The sequence below is a fragment of the Thiocapsa roseopersicina genome (assembly GCF_900106925.1).
In the GTDB taxonomy this organism is placed as follows: domain Bacteria; phylum Pseudomonadota; class Gammaproteobacteria; order Chromatiales; family Chromatiaceae; genus Thiocapsa; species Thiocapsa roseopersicina.
This window is the reverse complement of the sequence record NZ_FNNZ01000002.1, coordinates 156,163-173,782: the sequence shown is the minus strand read 5'-3', so window position 1 is coordinate 173,782 and position 17,620 is coordinate 156,163. Positions and strand designations below refer to the sequence as shown.

The 17,620-nt window shown below is 63.8% G+C and carries 17 protein-coding genes; 14 read left to right on the top strand and 3 right to left on the bottom strand.

Features of this window, described 5'->3' with window-relative positions; genetic code table 11:
• Positions 1–5: 5 nt before the first annotated feature.
• Positions 6–2,402: a phosphoketolase family protein gene (locus BLV04_RS03360; RefSeq protein WP_093028150.1), complete on the bottom strand. Its 2,397-nt coding sequence runs from the start codon at positions 2,400–2,402 to the stop codon at positions 6–8.
• A gap of 161 nt (positions 2,403–2,563) precedes the next feature.
• On the opposite strand from BLV04_RS03360, the gene BLV04_RS24785 reads away from it, so the two are divergent.
• The gene (locus BLV04_RS24785; RefSeq protein WP_175534474.1) at positions 2,564–2,728 is read left to right on the top strand and encodes a hypothetical protein; all 165 of its coding nucleotides are present in this window, start codon (positions 2,564–2,566) and stop codon (positions 2,726–2,728) included.
• Between the two features lie 39 nt (positions 2,729–2,767).
• Here the strand turns inward: BLV04_RS24785 and BLV04_RS03355 are convergent, their stop codons facing one another.
• A complete protein-coding gene (locus BLV04_RS03355) occupies positions 2,768–3,733 on the bottom strand; it encodes a response regulator (RefSeq protein ID WP_093028148.1) in 966 nt (321 codons plus the stop codon).
• A 72-nt stretch (positions 3,734–3,805) separates the two neighbouring features.
• On the opposite strand from BLV04_RS03355, the gene pgl reads away from it, so the two are divergent.
• The 13 genes from pgl to BLV04_RS03290 all read left to right on the top strand — a co-directional run bounded on the left by pgl (position 3,806) and on the right by BLV04_RS03290 (position 16,199).
• Positions 3,806–4,492 carry a 6-phosphogluconolactonase gene (gene pgl, locus BLV04_RS03350; protein ID WP_093028146.1) on the top strand — a complete coding sequence of 229 codons (687 nt, stop codon included), beginning with the start codon at positions 3,806–3,808 and terminating at the stop codon, positions 4,490–4,492.
• A gap of 283 nt (positions 4,493–4,775) precedes the next feature.
• On the top strand, positions 4,776–5,246 hold the full coding sequence (locus tag BLV04_RS03345; protein WP_093028144.1) for a CopD family protein: 471 nt from the start codon (positions 4,776–4,778) through the stop codon (positions 5,244–5,246).
• A gap of 485 nt (positions 5,247–5,731) precedes the next feature.
• Complete coding sequence (locus BLV04_RS03340) at positions 5,732–6,433, top strand: VIT1/CCC1 transporter family protein (protein ID WP_093028142.1); 702 nt, start codon at positions 5,732–5,734, stop codon at positions 6,431–6,433.
• A gap of 225 nt (positions 6,434–6,658) precedes the next feature.
• A complete protein-coding gene (locus tag BLV04_RS26045) occupies positions 6,659–7,147 on the top strand; it encodes a hypothetical protein (RefSeq protein WP_093028140.1) in 489 nt (162 codons plus the stop codon).
• A gap of 173 nt (positions 7,148–7,320) precedes the next feature.
• Complete coding sequence (locus tag BLV04_RS03330) at positions 7,321–10,443, top strand: chemotaxis protein CheB (protein WP_093028138.1); 3,123 nt, start codon at positions 7,321–7,323, stop codon at positions 10,441–10,443.
• On the top strand, positions 10,427–12,793 hold the full coding sequence (locus BLV04_RS03325) for a putative bifunctional diguanylate cyclase/phosphodiesterase (RefSeq protein WP_093028136.1): 2,367 nt from the start codon (positions 10,427–10,429) through the stop codon (positions 12,791–12,793). The genes BLV04_RS03330 and BLV04_RS03325 overlap by 17 nt, the downstream gene beginning before the upstream one ends.
• Positions 12,794–13,232: 439 nt before the next feature.
• Entirely contained in the window at positions 13,233–13,442 is a 210-nt protein-coding gene (locus BLV04_RS03320; RefSeq protein ID WP_093028135.1) for a CsbD family protein, read from the top strand.
• Between the two features lie 91 nt (positions 13,443–13,533).
• Positions 13,534–13,692, top strand: coding sequence for a DUF3309 family protein (locus tag BLV04_RS03315; RefSeq protein WP_007191392.1), 159 nt, complete (start codon positions 13,534–13,536; stop codon positions 13,690–13,692).
• Positions 13,693–13,779: 87 nt separating this feature from the next.
• Positions 13,780–13,953 (top strand): transport-associated protein, encoded by a 174-nt coding sequence (locus BLV04_RS03310; RefSeq protein WP_093028133.1) that lies wholly within the window; start codon positions 13,780–13,782, stop codon positions 13,951–13,953.
• A 16-nt stretch (positions 13,954–13,969) separates the two neighbouring features.
• Positions 13,970–14,383, top strand: coding sequence for a BON domain-containing protein (locus tag BLV04_RS03305; protein WP_093028131.1), 414 nt, complete (start codon positions 13,970–13,972; stop codon positions 14,381–14,383).
• 95 nt (positions 14,384–14,478) lie between these two features.
• Positions 14,479–15,552, top strand: a complete 1,074-nt coding sequence (locus BLV04_RS03300; protein WP_093028129.1) for a DUF2333 family protein — start codon at positions 14,479–14,481, stop codon at positions 15,550–15,552.
• A 96-nt stretch (positions 15,553–15,648) separates the two neighbouring features.
• Complete coding sequence (locus tag BLV04_RS03295) at positions 15,649–15,984, top strand: hypothetical protein (RefSeq protein ID WP_139191850.1); 336 nt, start codon at positions 15,649–15,651, stop codon at positions 15,982–15,984.
• Between the two features lie 71 nt (positions 15,985–16,055).
• The gene (locus BLV04_RS03290; protein WP_007191386.1) at positions 16,056–16,199 is read left to right on the top strand and encodes an entericidin A/B family lipoprotein; all 144 of its coding nucleotides are present in this window, start codon (positions 16,056–16,058) and stop codon (positions 16,197–16,199) included.
• A 303-nt stretch (positions 16,200–16,502) separates the two neighbouring features.
• On the opposite strand, the gene BLV04_RS03285 is transcribed toward BLV04_RS03290, so the two are convergent.
• On the bottom strand, positions 16,503–17,189 hold the full coding sequence (locus tag BLV04_RS03285) for a hypothetical protein (RefSeq protein WP_093028125.1): 687 nt from the start codon (positions 17,187–17,189) through the stop codon (positions 16,503–16,505).
• Between the last annotated feature and the right edge of the window lie 431 nt (positions 17,190–17,620).

Sequence of the window (17,620 nt, the reverse complement as noted above, 5' to 3'; positions counted from 1 at the left end):
GGATGTCAGAAGGGCCAGATCCAGTCATCGACATCGGGCTTGTCGATCCCGTGCTCGTGCGCGTAGTTCCTGCAGTCGATCTGCATGTCGCGCAGCTTTTCCTTCACATGCGCGCCCGCGACCTGCAGGCGCGAGACCCGGTTGATCACGTCGATCGCGAGGCTGAAGCGGTCGATCTCGTTCTCGATGGCCAGCTCCAGCGGCGTGTTGATATTGCCCTTTTCCTTGTAGCCGCGCACGTGCAGGTTCTTGTGATTGGTGCGGCGATAGGCGAGGCGATGGATCAGCCAGGGATAGCCGTGGAAGTTGAAGATCACCGGCCGGTCTTTCGTGAAGAGGCTGTCGAAGTCGTGATCGCTCAGTCCGTGAGGATGCTCTCCCGCGGGCTGCATCCTGAAAAGATCCACGACATTGATGAAGCGCAGGCGGATGTCCGGGAAGTGCTCGCGCAGCAGTGCGGTTGCGGCCAGTGCCTCCTTCGTCGGGATGTCTCCGCAGCCGACCATGACGGCGTCGGGCTCGACACCCTGGTCATTGCTCGCCCAATCCCAGATGCCGATACCCTTGGTGCAGTGCTTGATAGCGGCGTCCATGTCCAGATACTGGAGATGGTTCTGCTTGTCGGCCACGATCACGTTGATGTCGTCGCGGCTCTGTAGGCAGTGGTCGACCGTCGAGAGCAGGGTGTTGACGTCCGGCGGCAGATAGATGCGCGTGACCTCCGGATTCTTGTTGACCACGACATCCAGAAAGCCCGGGTCCTGATGGGTGAAGCCGTTGTGGTCCTGGCGCCAGACGGTTGAGGTGATCAAGAGGTTCAGAGAGGAGATGCGCGCCCGCCACGGGATCTCCTCGCAGATCGCCAGCCACTTGGCGTGCTGGTTGTACATGCTGTCGATGACATGGACGAAGGCCTCGTAGGTCGCGAAGAAGCCGTGCCGACCGGTCAGGACATAGCCCTCGTACCAGCCCTCCAAGGTGTGCTCCGAGAGCATCTCGAGGACACGACCGTCGGGCGAGAGCTCGCCGCCTTGCGCGTCTTCCTCTTTGTATTCGCAGAGCCAGAGCTTCTTGGAGACCTCGTAGATGGCGTCGAGCTTGTTGGAGGTGTTCTCGTCCGGGCCGAATACCCGGAAGTTGTCCATGTTCTTGGCCATGACGTCGCGCAGCAGCTCGCCCGTCGGCTTGGTGTTCATGGCGCGGAGCTTCCCCGGCTCGGCGACAGCCAGGGCGTATTCGCGGAAATCCGGCATGCGCAGGGCCCGGCGCAGCAGACCGCCGTTCGCGTGCGGATTGGCGCTCATGCGCAGGGTGCCGACCGGGGCGAGCGCGCGCAACTCCGGGATCAGCCTGCCCGCGTCGTCGAACAGCTCCTCGGGTCTGTAGCTGCGCAGCCAGTCTTCGAGCTGTTTGAGATGCGCGGGGTTCTCGTGCATGCCCGACAGCGGCACCTGATGGGCGCGCCAGAAGCCTTCCACCTTCTTGCCGTCGACCTCCGCGGGGCCGGTCCAACCCTTGGGGGTGCGCAGCACGATCATCGGCCAATGGCAGCGCGTCGCCTTGCCGCTCGTACGGGCCTCCTGCTGAAAGGCGCGGATCCGCGCGAGACAGGCATCCAGGGTGGCCGCCATCGTCCGATGCATCACCACCGGGTCGTCGCCCTCGACGAAGTAGGGCGTCCAGCCGTAGCCGCGCATCAGCTCGGCGAGCTCCTCGCGCGGGATGCGTGCGAGCAGGGTCGGGTTGTTGATCTTGTAGCCGTTCAGATGGAGGATCGGCAGCACCGCGCCGTCGCGGATTGGGCTCAAAAATTTGCTTGAATGCCAGGAAGTCGCAAGCGGGCCGGTCTCCGCCTCGCCGTCGCCGACTGCCACGACGACCAAGAGGTCCGGATTGTCGAAGGCGGCGCCGAAGGCGTGCGAGATCGAGTAACCCAGCTCGCCGCCCTCGTGGATGGATCCCGGCGTCTCGGGCGTGCAGTGCGAGCCGATACCGCCCGGGAAGGAGAACTGTTTGAAGAAGGCGCGCATGCCTTCTTCATCCTCGCTCTTGTTGGGGTAGATCTCGGAGTAGGTGCCCTCCAGATAGACGGGTGCGAGTACGCCCGGGGCACCGTGGCCGGGGCCGGCGAGGAAGATCGCCTCCTGTGCATGCTCTCGGATGATGCGGTTGAGATGGACATACATGAAGGAGAGGCCGGGGCTCGCACCCCAATGACCGAGCAGGCGTTTCTTCAGATGGCTCTCGGCAAGAGGCTCGCGCAGCAGTGGGTTGTCCCGCAGATAGATCATGCCTGCAGCGAGGTAGTTGCAGGCGCGCCAGTAGGCATCGATCTTGGTCAGAAGCTCGGGAGACAGCGGATTGGCGTCGATCTCGGTCGTGGAGAGGCTGCTCGTCGTCATAGGGTGCTCCGTTGTGTCCTTCGGCGGTCGTCTGAGCATAGTAAAAGACTCGGATGAACGCGAGGTGACGGGGAGCGGTGGATCTCCGGTGAACAACGGTTGCAGCGACGCGATCCCTGCGACCTCCAACGGCTTGCGGCACGCGCGACGGAGGACCTCGAATGGACGGCAATTCACTGAAGGCAATCGAGTTTTACGGCTTCATGGCGCTTGCAGCCTGGCTGGTCTACTCCCAATTCATCGCCGCCCGACGGGACCGGAATCGCTCGGAGGACAGCACGTCGAACGAGGAGCCGCACGACAGCGACGAGCCGCCGCACAGCTGATTCGTCGGCCGCCGAGGGTTCGATTCAACGGGGGCAAGGTCAGCGATCGTGGCGCTTGATGGCCGCGCGCAGCGATTGCAGCGCTGTCGTGGCCATGTCGCGTAGGCGGTTGGCGGCGTCGACGACCTCCATGTCGGAGAGGCTGCGGTGCGATCCGGCTTGCGACCCTCCAGGAGCCTGCTCGCCCGAGTCGGCCCCGTCGTCCGTTGCGCTCGGCCGCACCGTCATGGCAGGGAGCGATTGTCTCAGCTCCTCGACGATCTCGGGGCGCTGGCGCGCGAGCGATGCGGCGACGCGATCCCCGATCAGCTCCGGGAGGATTTCGCGCAATAGGCGCTCCTCGAGCTCGCGGAGATCCTGCCGGCTGGCCCCGGGCGGTGCGGCGGCGCTCGCGGCATGCTCCTCGGCGAGTCGCGCCTCGACCAGGTGGCGCGCCTCGGCGATCGAGATTTCGGTGAGATCGCGCCGCAGGGACTCGACGAGGATCGTCAAGCGTTTGTTGATGCCCGCCTCCAGTCGCTCGTCGATCAACGCGACCAGCTCGACCTCGCTCAGCGGGCGGGGCGGGATTGCGGGGGCGGCGACGGGCTTGATGGCTTGCGGGGCCTGTGTGGGCGTGGGCGCGACCGGAGTGTGGTTGTCGATCGCCGCACGCACGCACTCGATGACCTCGGGGAGCCGCTCGGCGGCGAGCGATTTAGGCAGGACGGTGAGCACGCCCTTCTTTCGGGCCGCCGCGGCGAAGTCGCTGTCCTCCTGCGAGGTACAGAGCACGATCGGTATATGTGCCGTGCGCGGATCGGCGCGGATGATCTCCAGGGCCTCCAGGCCGTTCAAACCCGGCATGATATGATCCATGAAGATCGCGTCCGGAACCCGGCTTTTGAGGATCTCCAGTGCCGCCTCTGCGGAGTCGGCGGTATCGACATCGATACCGCAATTCTTCAGCTCGATGCGCAAGGCGTAACGCGTGACTCTGGAATCGTCGATCAAGAGGATCTTCATAAGGTCGTGACGGGCGGTATCGGTCAGGTGAGAAAACGCCGTCAGTTTACTGGTCGGAGGGGGCAGAGTGCCATGGGCGAGCAGGCTATAGAGTTTATTCGTCTCGAATCGGCGCAGGCGATCGCCGAGGAAACGGCCCGCCGAATGAGCGCCGCGGCACGCCGTGCCATCCGGGCGCGCGGGCGATTTCTGTGTGTCTTGGCCGGGGGGCGTACCCCGTTGGCCGCCTATAGTCGCCTGGTCGATCAACCCGAGGATTGGGCGCATTGGCATCTCTTTCTCGGCGACGAGCGCTGTCTCCCGCCCGACGACCCCGAGCGCAACAGCCGCGCGATCGAGCTGGCCCTGACGGAGCGCGTTGCGATTCCGCCGGACAATTTGCATTGGATCCCCGCAGAGTCGGGGGCAGAGTCGGCGGCCGGCCGCTACGACGCCCTGATTGCAGATCATATGCCCTTCGACTTGATCCTGCTGGGCATGGGAGAGGACGGTCACACGGCGAGCCTCTTCCCCGGTCATGTGACCCCGACGGACGTGCTGGCGTCACCCGTACACGAGGCACCTAAACCGCCGCCCGATCGTGTGACCCTGACCCCGTTGGCCTTCGCTTCTGCCCCGGAGCGTTTGATCCTGGTGACGGGTGCGGGCAAGCGCAAGGCGCTTGCAGCCTGGCGCCGCGGTGCTGACCTGCCGGTCGCGCGGATCGCTGCCCTGGGCAGGACTGATGTGCTGATGGATTCCGATGCCGCAGGGGATTGACCCTGAAGGTCGAGGTTTCCTATTGGAACAGGGCAGAGATTCCGAGACCGTACGAGATCGTTGTCGTTGTCGTTGTCGTTGTCGTAATCGCGGTCGTAGTCGTATCGATGGTCGACAACGACAACGAACGGTCTCGACACATCTGCCATGCTTCGCTGGCGGGCCCTCGATCCTTAGTCGTGTTCCCGTCATCTCGTCATACCGCTGCGGCGATGCGACACCTCGTTCAGGCGCTCTGCGCCGAGCCGTACTTCCCTGTTGACACTCCGCCAGGATACCCATCATGAATCTCGAAATTGCCATCCCGATCGCTCTGCATCAGGTCGCCGGTCTTGTCTGGGTCGGCGGGATGTTCTTCGCCCATTTCGCGCTTCGTCCGACGCTCAAAGAGGCGCTCGATCCCCAGCCCCGCCTGCGCGTCGCACTCGGCGTCTTTCAGCGCTTCTTCCCCTGGGTCTGGGGCTCGATTGCCGTTTTATGGCTCAGCGGACTCTGGGTGTTCCTCGGGGTCTCGGGCGGCAAGGCCGGGCTCTATGTCCATGCCATGATGGGCATTGCCCTGATCATGACGCTGGTCTTTACCCTGATCTATTTCCTCTCGTTCCGCCGGATGCAGCACAGCGTCGCCGCGGCCGACTGGCCTAAAGCCGCTTCCGCATTCGCGTGGATCCGCGGATTGATGGCCGTCAATCTGGGCTTGGGTTTGGCGACCGTGGTCATCGCCGCGGCGGGACCTGCCTTGATCAGTCTCTAAGGGATAACTCACAAGCTGCCGCTTGTTTCGCTCCGGGAGCCGAACGTAGATGAGGAGAAGAGTCCGAGTTTCGACACGACACCGCAGCGACAAGAGGTTCACGCGGGGGCGCGGAGTTGCGGCAAAGAGAATGCTGATTGGAGCGGAAACCGCTCCTACGCGGGGGCGCGCCACAGGGTCGGTGCATTGACCATCGGTGCGGCCCGAAGTCACCAGGCACCGGAGCGTCGCAGCGCGCTTTCACGCCGCAGCGCGGGAGCCAGTTTGACGGTGGGAGCGTGGCGCCGGTTCGAATACCTGCGGGGCTGCCGAGCCCCGGGGCGAGTTCGAATAGTTGCAGATCTCGGGAGCGTGAAGGTGGCCGGCTTGAAAACCGGTGTCTGCAGACCGACAGGCAATCGAGTGCCCCGAGCGATGACCGACCGGTTAAGATCAGGTCATAGGTACAGACTCCGCGTCGTCACGCCGTTATTCATAAAACTAGAATGAGAGGATTACGACACCACACCGAGCGCCACCGCACCGACCGTATCGGCTGGCTGCGCGCCGCCGTGCTCGGCGCGAACGACGGCATCGTCTCGACCGCCAGTCTTTTGCTCGGCGTGGCGGCGGCCAATGCCGGTCACGATAATCTTCTGCTGACCGGGGTCGCGGGCCTGGTGGCCGGCGCCATGTCGATGGCCGCCGGCGAGTATGTCTCGGTTCATTCGCAGGCCGATACCGAGAACGCCGATTTGGCGCGCGAGCGCACCGAGCTCGAACAGGATCCCTCGGCAGAACGCCGCGAGCTCGCGGCCATCTATGTCGCACGCGGGCTTGAGCCGGACCTTGCAGAACAAGTGTCCACGCAACTGATGGCGCACGACGCCATCGGTGCCCATGCTCGCGACGAGCTCGGCATCTCCGCGAACTTCAGCGCGCGGCCGATTCAGGCCGCCTTGGCGTCGGCGGCCAGCTTCGCGGTCGGCGCCGCGCTGCCGTTGGCCGTCACGGCCTTGGCCCCCGAGCAGGCCCTGATTCCCTGGGTGTCGGGTGCCTCTCTCGCCTCGCTGGCCGTGTTGGGCGCCATCGCCGCTCGGTTTGGTGGTGCCGACATGCTGATCGGCGCTTGGCGGGTCACCTTCTGGGGCGCGCTCGCGATGGTGATCACGGCCGGTGTGGGTGCCGTGTTCGGCGGCGCTGTTTGATCTTCCATCGTCGTGCACGGGATTTCCGTGACACCGCTGATGAACCGCTATGCGCAACGCGTGGCGCGGCACCGGCGGCGTTAGGGCGCCCCTGCCGGCTGGCGAGGGTACCTGCCCTGGACGACGTCGTCATCGAAATCCCGGTCTTTGGGCATGTCGTACCGTGTCTGGAGTTGGCCGATACCTGACGCTGCCGGTTTGGTCTGATAAAGCCCCTCGTCCTGCTTGCCGCGCCCACCGGTCGGGCCGCAAAGCGCCCGACCGAGATCACCGGGATCGAGGTCAAGACCCGCTTCCGGCCGAGGACGAATCGGGCTCAACCCAACCGCGGAACCGCGGGTGCAGATGTTCGGCACGACCTACGCACCCGGCGACAAGGTGCTGCAAAGGGTCAACAACTACGGCAAGGAGGTCTTCAACGGCGACATCGGTCGGATCGCGGCCATCGACCCGGAGCAGAGCACAGTGACCGTGATCATCGCCGAGGCGAAAGCGCTGCGGATGGCGGTCAAGCGGCAGGACCCCTTCGCGGCGTCCTCCGGTACGGGTGAGCTCCTGCTTGAGCAGGGGTCCGGTAAGCCGATACGCCTCGCCTGCGCTCTGCACCGCGGTATGCTTGGCATCGCCTCCTTATGTGCGATTCCGAACAGAGCGATTCCGATCTCTCCGCTACACTCATCAATACGGCCTACTGCAGGTCAGCCAAGCGGCTGACGACACGCCTCCGCGTCGGGTTCCCGCACGCTGCAGCCGGCATCCGGCGAACGAATCCCGTCAATCGTCCATAAAGAACCCCGCAGGGACCGCGCCGCGTCAATTGATGACCGCTGCAAGGCCGCGCGGCGAGCGCGCCAAAGCGGTGATCACTGACTCGGCGGAGACAAGCCATGACCAAGACGAGGACCCGGGGCGACGGCACGGACACCCCTGCGTTGCCCGTCGAGCTGCCGGAGATCACGGAGCCGTCGCCGGCAGCGACCGACACGAGCGAGGACCCGCATGCCGCGGAGCCGCCGCCCTTCACCGTCGTCGGCATCGGTGCCTCCGCCGGCGGATTGGCCGCGTTCGAGGCCTTCTTCTCGGCCATACCGCGCGATAGCGAGACCGGCATGGCCTTCGTGCTGGTGCAGCATCTCGCGCCGGATCACAAGAGCATCTTGACCGAGCTGGTCAAGCGCTACACTCGCATGCAGGTCCGGGAGGTCGAGGACGGCATGCGGGTCGAGCCGGACTGTGCCTACATCATCCCGCCCAGCCACGACATGGCGCTGTTCAACGGCACACTGCGCCTGCTCGAGCCCACGGCGCCGCGCGGGCTGCGCCTGCCGATCGACTTCTTCTTCCGCTCCCTCGCCCAAGACCAACATGAGCGTGCCATCTGTGTCGTGCTCTCGGGTACCGGCAGCGACGGCACCCTCGGCGCACGGGCGATCAAGGGCGAAGGCGGCCTGGTCATTGCCCAATCGCCCAAGACGGCGGCCTACGACGGCATGCCGCGCAGCCTCATCGCCAGCGGCCATGCCGATTACGTCCTGCCCCCCGAGGAGATGCCGGCGCACCTCATCGCCTATGCCGCACAGGCCTTCGACAAGACAACCCGGCCGGTCGCCCCGTCGGCGTCCTCCGAGGATGCCCTGACCAAGATCTGCATCCTGCTGCGCGACAAGACCCGCCATGATTTCTCCCAGTACAAGGAAAGCACCCTACGGCGTCGGATCGAGCGGCGCATGGCACTGCATCGGATCGATCGCCAGGGCGACTATGTCGGCTACCTGCGGCAGGACCCGGCGGAGATCGAGGCCCTGTTCGGCGACCTGTTGATCGGCGTCACCAACTTCTTCCGCGATCCGGATGCCTTCGCCGCCCTTGAGGAGGAGGTCATTCCGCGTCTGTTTCACGGCAAGCCTGCCGGCGCGACTGTACGGGTCTGGGTCTGCGGTTGCTCGACCGGGGAGGAGGCGTACTCCATCGCCATCCTGCTGCGCGAGCACCTGGAAACCCTCAAGCAGGACTTCAAGGTGCAGGTCTTCGCGACCGACATCGATCCACGCGCCATCGAGCAGGCCCGCGCCGGCCTCTATCCGAGCAGCATCTCGTCCGACGTCTCGCCAGCGCGGCTGGCGCGCTTTTTCTCGGAGGATGCGCAGGGGGGTTACCGCGTTCAAAAGGTGGTGCGGGATCTCCTGGTGTTCTCCGAGCAGGACCTGGTGCAGGACCCGCCCTTCTCCAGGATGGATCTCATCAGTTGTCGCAACCTGCTGATCTATCTCAACGGCGATCTGCAAGCGCGCCTGATCGCGCTCTTTCACTATGCCCTGAATCCGAACGGCGTGCTCTTTCTGGGCAATTCAGAGACCGTCGGCGAGGTCCCGACCCTGTTCGCACCGCTCAACCGCAAATGGAAGCTCTACAGCCGGCTGGAGCGACCGCGCGGCGCCTTCGTCCCGACCTCGGTCATGCGCGGGCCCCTCCCGCCGGCGTCGACCGACGCCGCGGATCCTCTGGCGCCCTCCACGGCGAGTCGGCACAAGGGTAAGCTCGATCTGCGCGCACTCACCGAGCAAGCCCTGCTGCGCCACTGCGACCCGGTCGGCATCCTCGTCAACGGCCGCGGCGAGATCCTCCACATCTACGGTCGCACCGGGCAGTACCTGGAGCCCGCCCCCGGCGATGCCGCCATGAACGTCTTCGCGATGGCGCGCGAGGGCTTGCGACGCGATCTGACGACCGCGCTGCACCGCGCCGTGACGCACCGCGAGCCGGTCCGTCGCCCGCGGCTGCGGGTGAAGACCAACGGCGACTTCAGCCGCATCGATCTGACGGTGCGCCCGGAGGAGACGCATCTGGACGGGATCCTGCTGACGGACTTCTACCTGGTCGTCCTGGAGACCGCCGCACCGCAGCTGGCCGCACCGGGCACGACCGCCTCGGGGACAGCGGGGGACGCCCCGACCACGGGCGATGGGGACAACGCGCGCATCGCCGAGCTTGAGCTCGAGCTGCGGGCGAAGGAGGAATATCTGCAATCCACGCGCGAAGAGATGGAGACCTCCAACGAGGAGCTGAAGTCCACCAACGAGGAGATGCAGTCGGTCAACGAGGAGATCCAATCCACCAACGAGGAGCTGGAGACCTCCAAAGAGGAGCTGCAATCGGTGAACGAGGAGCTGGCCACCGTCAACGCCGAGCTCCAGACCAAGGTCGCCGATCTCTCGCGCGCCAACAACGACATGAACAACCTGCTCGCCGGCACGGGCGTGGCGACCCTGTTCGTCGACCACCAGCTGTGCATCACGCGCTTCACGCCGATGGCGACCCGGCTGATCAAGTTGATCCAGACCGACATCGGGCGACCGGTCGGCGACATCGTCTCCAACCTGGTCGATTACACCGATCTCACCGACGACGTGCATGGCGTGCTGAGCGACCTGCTGCCCCGCGAGCACGAGGTTCAGACCCGGCAGGGCGCCTGGTACCTGATGCGCATCGGACCCTATCGTACCTTGGAGAACGTCATCGAGGGCGCCGTCATCACCTTCGTCGACATCTCCGAGCGCAAACGCAGCGAGGACGCCGTCCGCGCGGCCCGCGCCTTCGCCGAAGCGATCGTGGATGCGGTGCGCGAGCCCCTTGTCGTTCTGGATGCGGACCTGCGGGTGGTCTCGGCCAACCGCGCCTTCTACCGCCACTTCCGTCTGGACGAAGCGGACACCGTCAACCGTCACCTGTTCACGCTGAGCCACCACCGCTGGGACATCCCGGCACTGCGCGATCGCCTGCAGGAGATCCAGGCGCAGGGCGGCAGCTTCGACGACTTTGCGGTGGAGCAGACCTTTCCGGACATCGGAGCGCGCTCGCTGCGGCTCAACGCCCGGCGCGTCGACCCCGGCGAGGGTCAGCCTTGCATGATCCTGCTGGCACTCGAGGACGTCACCTCCCCCCCCCCCGGGGATCACCTGAACCAACCGATGCCCCGACCCCCGAGGCCCGGCCATGACCGACCCGCATGATCTCGAAGCAAACAAAGATCCGGGCGAGCGGGGCGACCCAAGCACCCCGCCGCGCGCGCCCTCCCGCGAGGAGACCTCGGTGCGGCTGCGTCGAGAGGCCGAAGCGCGCCTGCCGACACCCGACGAGCCGGCACCCCCGGCGCTCGCACCCGAGGAGGCCGAACGCCTGATCCATGAGCTGCGCGTGCATCAGATCGAGCTCGAGATGCAGAACGAAGAGTTGCTGCGTGCCCAAGAGGCGTTGGAGACCGCCCGGTCGCGTTACTTCGATCTCTACGATCTGGCGCCGATCGGCTACCTGACCCTGACCGAAGAGGGCATGATCCGGGAGGCCAACCTTGCCGCCGCCACCCTGCTCGAAACCCCGCGTGTCGGCCTGGTCGGCCGTCCCCTGACCCGCTTCATCCTCCCCGAGGACCAAGACATCCTCTACGGGTGCCTGCATCGGCTGCGCACCACGCGCGAGCCCCAGACGTGCGAGCTGCGGCTGCGCAAGACGCAGGGCATCGGGCGCTGGATCCGTGTCGACAGCTGTCTCGAGCCGCATCGGATGGGCAATCAAGGCCACTGGCGGGCCACCCTGAGCGACATCACGGCGAGCAAAGAAGGCGAGCAGCGGCTGCTCGACGCCCAGACCCGGTTGAAACGCGTTGCGGGGATCGCCGATGTCGGTTTCCTGGAGTGGAATCCGCGCACCGGCGCCATACTCCTGCCACCCGCCGTGCACTCCCCGACGAGCGATGTGCAGGACGCCGCAGCGCCGCAGACCTTGGACGCTTGGCTGGCCCGGCTGCATCCGGAGGATCGCGAGGCTGTGCGCACCGCCTTCACCCGCTTCGCCACCGACTGCGAGGCGCCCGCTGAAATCCACTATCGCCAACACAGCGAGAACGGGGATTACCTCTGGTTCGCGGCCTATCTGGAGCCGATCATGGATGATCGGGGCCGGCTCGATCGGGTCCTGATCGTTCACCAGGATGTGACCCAACGCAAGGAATCCGAGGAGCGTGCGCTGCACTTGGTGCAGCACGACCCCTTGACCGGGTTGCCGGGCCGAAGCCTGCTCGCGCCGATGGCCGCGCAGATGCTTGCCGGCGCCGGGCGTGCCGGTAAACGCCTGGCGGTCTTGTTCGTCGACCTGGACCGGTTCAAGGCCATCAACGACGACTATGGACACGCGGCCGGCGACGAGGTGTTGCGGCAGACCGCGCAACGGCTGCGTGCGTCGTTCCGCGCCGACGACCTGGTGGCTCGACTCGGCGGAGACGAGTTCGTGATCGTCCTGGCCAACATCCGGGACGAAGACGACGCCGCGACCGCTGCCGGAAACGCCGTCGCCGCGCTCGCGCGCCCGTACCCGGTCGCCGAGCAGGAATTGACCTGTGTGCCCAGCATCGGGATCAGCCTCTATCCGGACGACGCCGCGACGATCGACGCCCTGATCAAATGCGCAGATCTGGCCATGTACCATGCCAAACAGGTCAGTCCGGGGCAGTTTCAGTTCGCCACGGCCGCGCTCGAGCGCCAGTCGCGCGCCGTCGCGACAGTGAAGGCCGGCCTGCGCGAGGCGATGTCGCAGCAGGGGTTTCGACTCCTCTATCAGCCGGCGCTCGATCTGCGCAGCGGCGCCGTCATCGGGGTCGAAGCACTGCTGCGGTGGCCGCAAGCCGACGGCAGCGAGATCGCACCCTTGGTGTTCCTGCCGATCGCCGAATCGATCGGACTCATCCACGACCTCGGTGCCTGGGTGCTCCGGGAGGTCTTGCGCCAACACCGCGCCTGGCTGGCCGAGGGCATGCCGCCGATCGCCGTGACGGTGAACGTTTCGGCGCGCCAGTTCCGCCATCAGTCGTTTCTGCAGCACATCACGGACGCGCTGCGCGACGGCGGGGTCGACCCGGCCCTGGTGTCGCTCGCGCTGGGCGAGGCCACGCTGCTGCAGGACATGTCCGCCTCGCGCCGCCTCCTGGACAAGCTGCATGCGCTCGGGGTGCGGGTGGCGCTGGACGACCTCGGCCTCGGACCCTCCTGCCTCGGCCACATCGAAGACCTGCCGTTGGACGCTTTGGAGATCAACCGGACCCTGGTGCAGGGTTTGGACGAAGGGGCGCGCGCGCCGGCCATCGTCGAGACCATCGTGCGTCTCGGCCACGCCCTGCAGATCAAGGTCACCGCGATCGGCGTCGAAACCGAGGCGGAGCTCGGCGCCGTGCGCGACCTGGGCTGCGACCGGGCACAAGGGTTCTATCTGGGCAAACCCATGACCGGGGACGAGCTGGCCGCCTGGTATCGCAGCCGGCCGCCCGCTCCGGGAAGCGACCCTGGCCCTCCGCTTGGTTCACCGTCATGAGGGGAACGTCGTCGTGATCCGCTTGAGGTTAGTGGCGCGAGCAGTCGCCCGCACGCTTGATTGATTAATTAATTGAATTCGGTCATCTCGCCGCCGGTGATGACAGGCGGACACCCTGCCTAAGCCGAAGACTGCCCGTTGCGTATCGACGGCTTGGCCTTTCGTTGCTGCGTTCTCGGGCCCTTCCAATAATTCCCTCAATCCTTGTGCGGAGAGATCTCACGGCACACGCACCACTCGTCGGAGCAGCTCTCGTTCTCGCGACCAAAAGGCAAGAAACGTAGCAAAGACGCTCAGAACAGCTATACTGAATGTGATGGAGCCCACGGTAAACCAATCCGCAGCCAAGATGAAATGTGCACGCTGCATGGTCCCCGCGATCCGGCAGGACAAACAACCCCGGATCGATTCAACCTTATCAACATGAAAGGTCATTTACATGAACTGGAATCAAATACAAGGCAACTGGAAACAATTCACCGGCAAGGTCAAGGAGAAATGGGGAGACATCACGGACGACGACCTCGACCGCATCGCCGGCAAACGTGATGTTCTGGTCGGGCACATTCAGGAAAAGTACGGCATTGCGCAGGAAGAGGCCGAAAAACAGGTCAAGGAGTGGGAGGAGAGCAACAAGCTCGACGGTTAGGACGATTCACTTCCTCGAGCGCTCGGCCTCGTTCAGAGCAGCAACCGAGCAGGGAATCGGGTCCGCGCGCTTGCACTAGAGGAGCAAGCACATGTCACTCGGCACGATCCTTGTCATTGTCCTGATCCTCATCCTGGTCGGTGTCATCCCGACCTGGCCGCATAGTCGGTCGTGGGGTTACGCCCCCTCGGGCGTGATCGGCCTGATCCTCGTCATTCTGCTGATCCTGTTTGTATTGGGTCGGCTCTGACCTTCGGATACCTTCGGTCGGTTCGCTGCAGGCGAAACCGCCCGAAGGATCTGTCCCCTATCACCATCGAGAGAGGCACATATCCCGATGAAACTATCCTATAAAGCGATCTTGATGTCGTTATTGGTCCTGAGCTTCTCGCTGGGATCGCTCGGTTGCGAAAAAGAGGGTCCGGCCGAGCAGGCTGGAGAAACGATCGATCGAACCGTCGAGAAGACCGGGGACAAGATGGAGGACATCAAGGATGCGGCCACGAAATAACGCGGAGCATGCAGGAATGAATCGTTCCTACAACGTCGCTTTGATGTCGTCGGTGATCCTGGTTTTCGCACTGGGGTCGGTCGGTTGCGAGCAAGAAGGTCCGGCCGAAAGGGTCGGGCAATCGATCGATCGAACGGCCGAACAGGCCGGCGACAAGATGGAAGACGCCAAGGAGGCGGCTTCCGAGAAGGCAGAGGAGGCAGGTGCCTATATCGACGACGCGGCGATCACCGCCAAGATCAAGGCAGACTTCTTAGCCGATCCCGTGCTCGAGGTGTTGCAGATCAGCGTCACGACGACCGACGGCGTCGTCACGCTCAGCGGTGAAGTCGACTCGCAGGCGAGCATCGACAGGAGCCTAGTCATCGCCGGCGGAGTCGAGAACGTCCAATCGGTCCGAAACGAGCTGGTGGTCAAGGTCGCCGAATAGCGTTGCGACTCCATCTGAGCATCTGAAGGAACGAACCGCTCCTCGGAACGCCTCGGGCGTCCGAGGAGCCCCGACACCCACGAGAGGAAACGCAGATGGACGCCGAATTCAAAACGAGAACCCCGCAACTGAAGAATCGGGTCGTGAAGGTCGCCAAGTATTATCATCCACACACCTGGAAGGAAAAGGGTCTGTGGTGGACGGCAGGGCTATTTCTGGTGACCTACCTGGTGGTCATGGTCATCTTGGGCATCGTTTGGTCACGCTCGCCCGGATCGGTCGATGTCAATGAATACGCTATGGAGCAGGTCGGAAAGGATTCGACCAAGCTGGTGCCCGGCACCATGACTACCGCTGCGGCCATCGGGATTGCCGAGACCCTCTTGAATAAACCGGGCGGCTACCTGACGAACGACATTACGCCTCCGGGGATCTTTCTGGACAACATCCCGAATTGGGAATTCGGCGCCTTGACCGAGCTTCGCGATTTATCCCGCGCCCTGCGCAATGACTTCAGCCGTGCGCAGACGCAATCGGTGGAAGACGTGGATCTCCAGATCGCGGAGCCGAAGTTCAACTACGATTCCCAGTCCTGGATCTTCCCGTCATCCGAGTCGGAGTACCGCGACGGGATCGCGGCTATGCATCGCTATCTGACGCGACTCGCCGACGATAAAAACGGCGACGGTGAATTCTTCGCCCGCGCCGACAATCTAGCCGCCTATCTGCAAGTCGTTGCAAAGCGGCTCGGCAGTCTTGCGCAGCGCTTGTCCTACGCCGTCGGCCAGGCCCCGCTCGATACGGCGTTGGCCGGCGACGCAAGCGCCACGAAGGCATCGCCCGACGCCAGGCAAACCTGGAACAAGACACCCTGGCTCGAGATCGACGACGTCTTTTTCGAGGCGCGGGGCTATACCTGGGCCCTGCTGCGGACGTTGACCGCCATGGAGGCGGACTTCGCCCCGGTGCTCGAGGACAAGAACGCCCTGGTGTCCCTCAAGCAAATCGTGCGTGAGCTGGAGAATACCCAGAACATGATCTGGAGCCCCATGATCCTCAACGGCACCGGATTCGGACCCATGAGCAACCACTCCCTGGTGATGGCCTCCTACATCTCGCGCGCCAATGCGGCGATCATCGATCTTCGTCGGCTGTTGATCGAGGGTTAGGCAAAGCCCGGAAGATCTGCCCTCCCCGGACGGAGGGCACCGGAAAGGGCCATGGAGCCTAAACACCGTCAGCGTTCCCATGAGAGAGGCCGAGCCATGATGCAAGGTGACGAGCAAGCCGGTCGGCACATCGCCGGCAGGCGAATCGGTGTTCACTTGGAAAACGATTTGGAAGGACGATTGTTTATCCTGCTGGGTGTCTTTCAAGAATACCAAAGCAGTGCAATCTCTTTGGTACTTCTGCGCACCGCCGTCATGCGCGATCCCCGCTTGGCCTCGGTGCTGCGCCCGTCATTGACCGACATGCAAAGGGCCAACCAGGCCCTTAGAAAGGAGGTCATGCAGATGCAGCATGACATTGCCGCGCAGATCTCTCGTGACCCGGGTCATAGTGTCGGCGGGAAGCCGCCGTCCGAGAAGGCGCCCTTGTGACCCCTTCGGCGCCGAGCATCCATCGTTGCAGATGCTCGGATTTTTCAAAGATTTTGGTGAAGGTGAATATGATGAAAACACTTATCGGGCTCGTGATGCTGTTGTCGATCGGACTCTTGATCGGATGCAATACAATCGACGGAGCAGGCCAAGATATCGAACGTGGTGGTGAAGCGGTGAGCGACACGGCCAAAGAGGTTCAGAAGAGCATGTGAAACGGGCTCGTCGCGGTTTCTCGACAACCGGCAAGACCGCCTTGAACGTCCTTGGCGGCCTCGCTCATTAGATATCGTCCACCCACGCCTTAAGAAGGGACTCGTGACACCCGTTCCGCGGTGTCACGCAGCCCGGGGTGGCGCTCCGCGCCACATGCCACTGAGGCCGGAGTTACGAACGTTGCATCCTTGGGTACAGGCCCGAAGTGACCAAGGTCGCCTCCGATAATCGGTATGGAGTGTCTCCGAGTGCCGAATACGCAACGCTATTGGCCAAGGTCTAACCCGGCCCGTGCCCCGCAGCTAGTAGTTTGACCAACCACTGAAGGCTGCACCCTTCGGCACCGCAACAACCGTGAAACGCATGTCGAGGGGATACCATTTCGCCGGATCCTCACCGGCCCATTTCTTGAAGCCAGCATAATCGGTGACCGGGACCCCGTTCTTATTCTTGACAGCTACACCGTAACGTGTGCGCGGGTCCTTCCAGACAATCGGAACGCCGTTCTTTTTCCACATGCTCGGGATGTCGCGAGACCAAGTAACCTGGGTTCCAGACTTGCCTTGGACGTTGGCCGTCGGGGTGCAGGTCTCCCGAGCCCCCGACCATCCGGAGGTCGGAGTCTTCCACTGCCAGATACAGAACTGAAGCTGCATCGCTTGCGCAACAGGTTGGCTTCGGATCTGCACACGCATATGCAGGGTTCCGCCCGCGTAGTTGATCGGAGATGTCCAGTTACCGTTCGAGCCGGCGAGCATCTGGAAGATCCGATTATTCGGTTTAGCAACGGGCTCGACCTTCGGAAAACCCCGGTCGGCCTGAATAACCGGCCGGTTCCAATCGAATACCACGAGCTCGTTGCCGGAAGCAGCGAAAACGGGCGAGAGTGCGACGACGAACGACAGTCCGAGTAGTCCGGTGAGGACGTAGCGGCTGACTGGCCCACCGAAACTGCGATGGGTGGATGGGGGTTGACGGAAATTGATCATTCGGAACTACCTTTCAAGTTGTTGGGTTGAGCCAGATGGCCACAACCAGGCTTGTCATGTAAAACCAAGCTCCATGCATTGTCGCAGAATGACGACCGCCGACTGTGACCCAGCTCGAAGCCTTGCCGACCGGGAGCTGTTTGATGGCTGAAGACGGATTGAGTCGGCCTTTCCCTCTTTACCTTCCTCGGGTTTACCCTAACCGTCAAGGAAGGATTGGATGAAATGCGAAAGGAAGGGGCAGAACCCGTGGTGACGAAGACGGTCCGAGGGTTGCGCGCCGGATGCTCCGGCCGCCGTCCACCGGATCGATCTCCTCGCCGCGCCGCGCCCGAGAACCGCCGTTGTTTCAACGCGGTGGAGGGGTCGAGACCGGCGCCGTTGCGGTTTCTCAACAGCTGCGGATCGGTTTTTTCTCGAGTGCCGGAGTC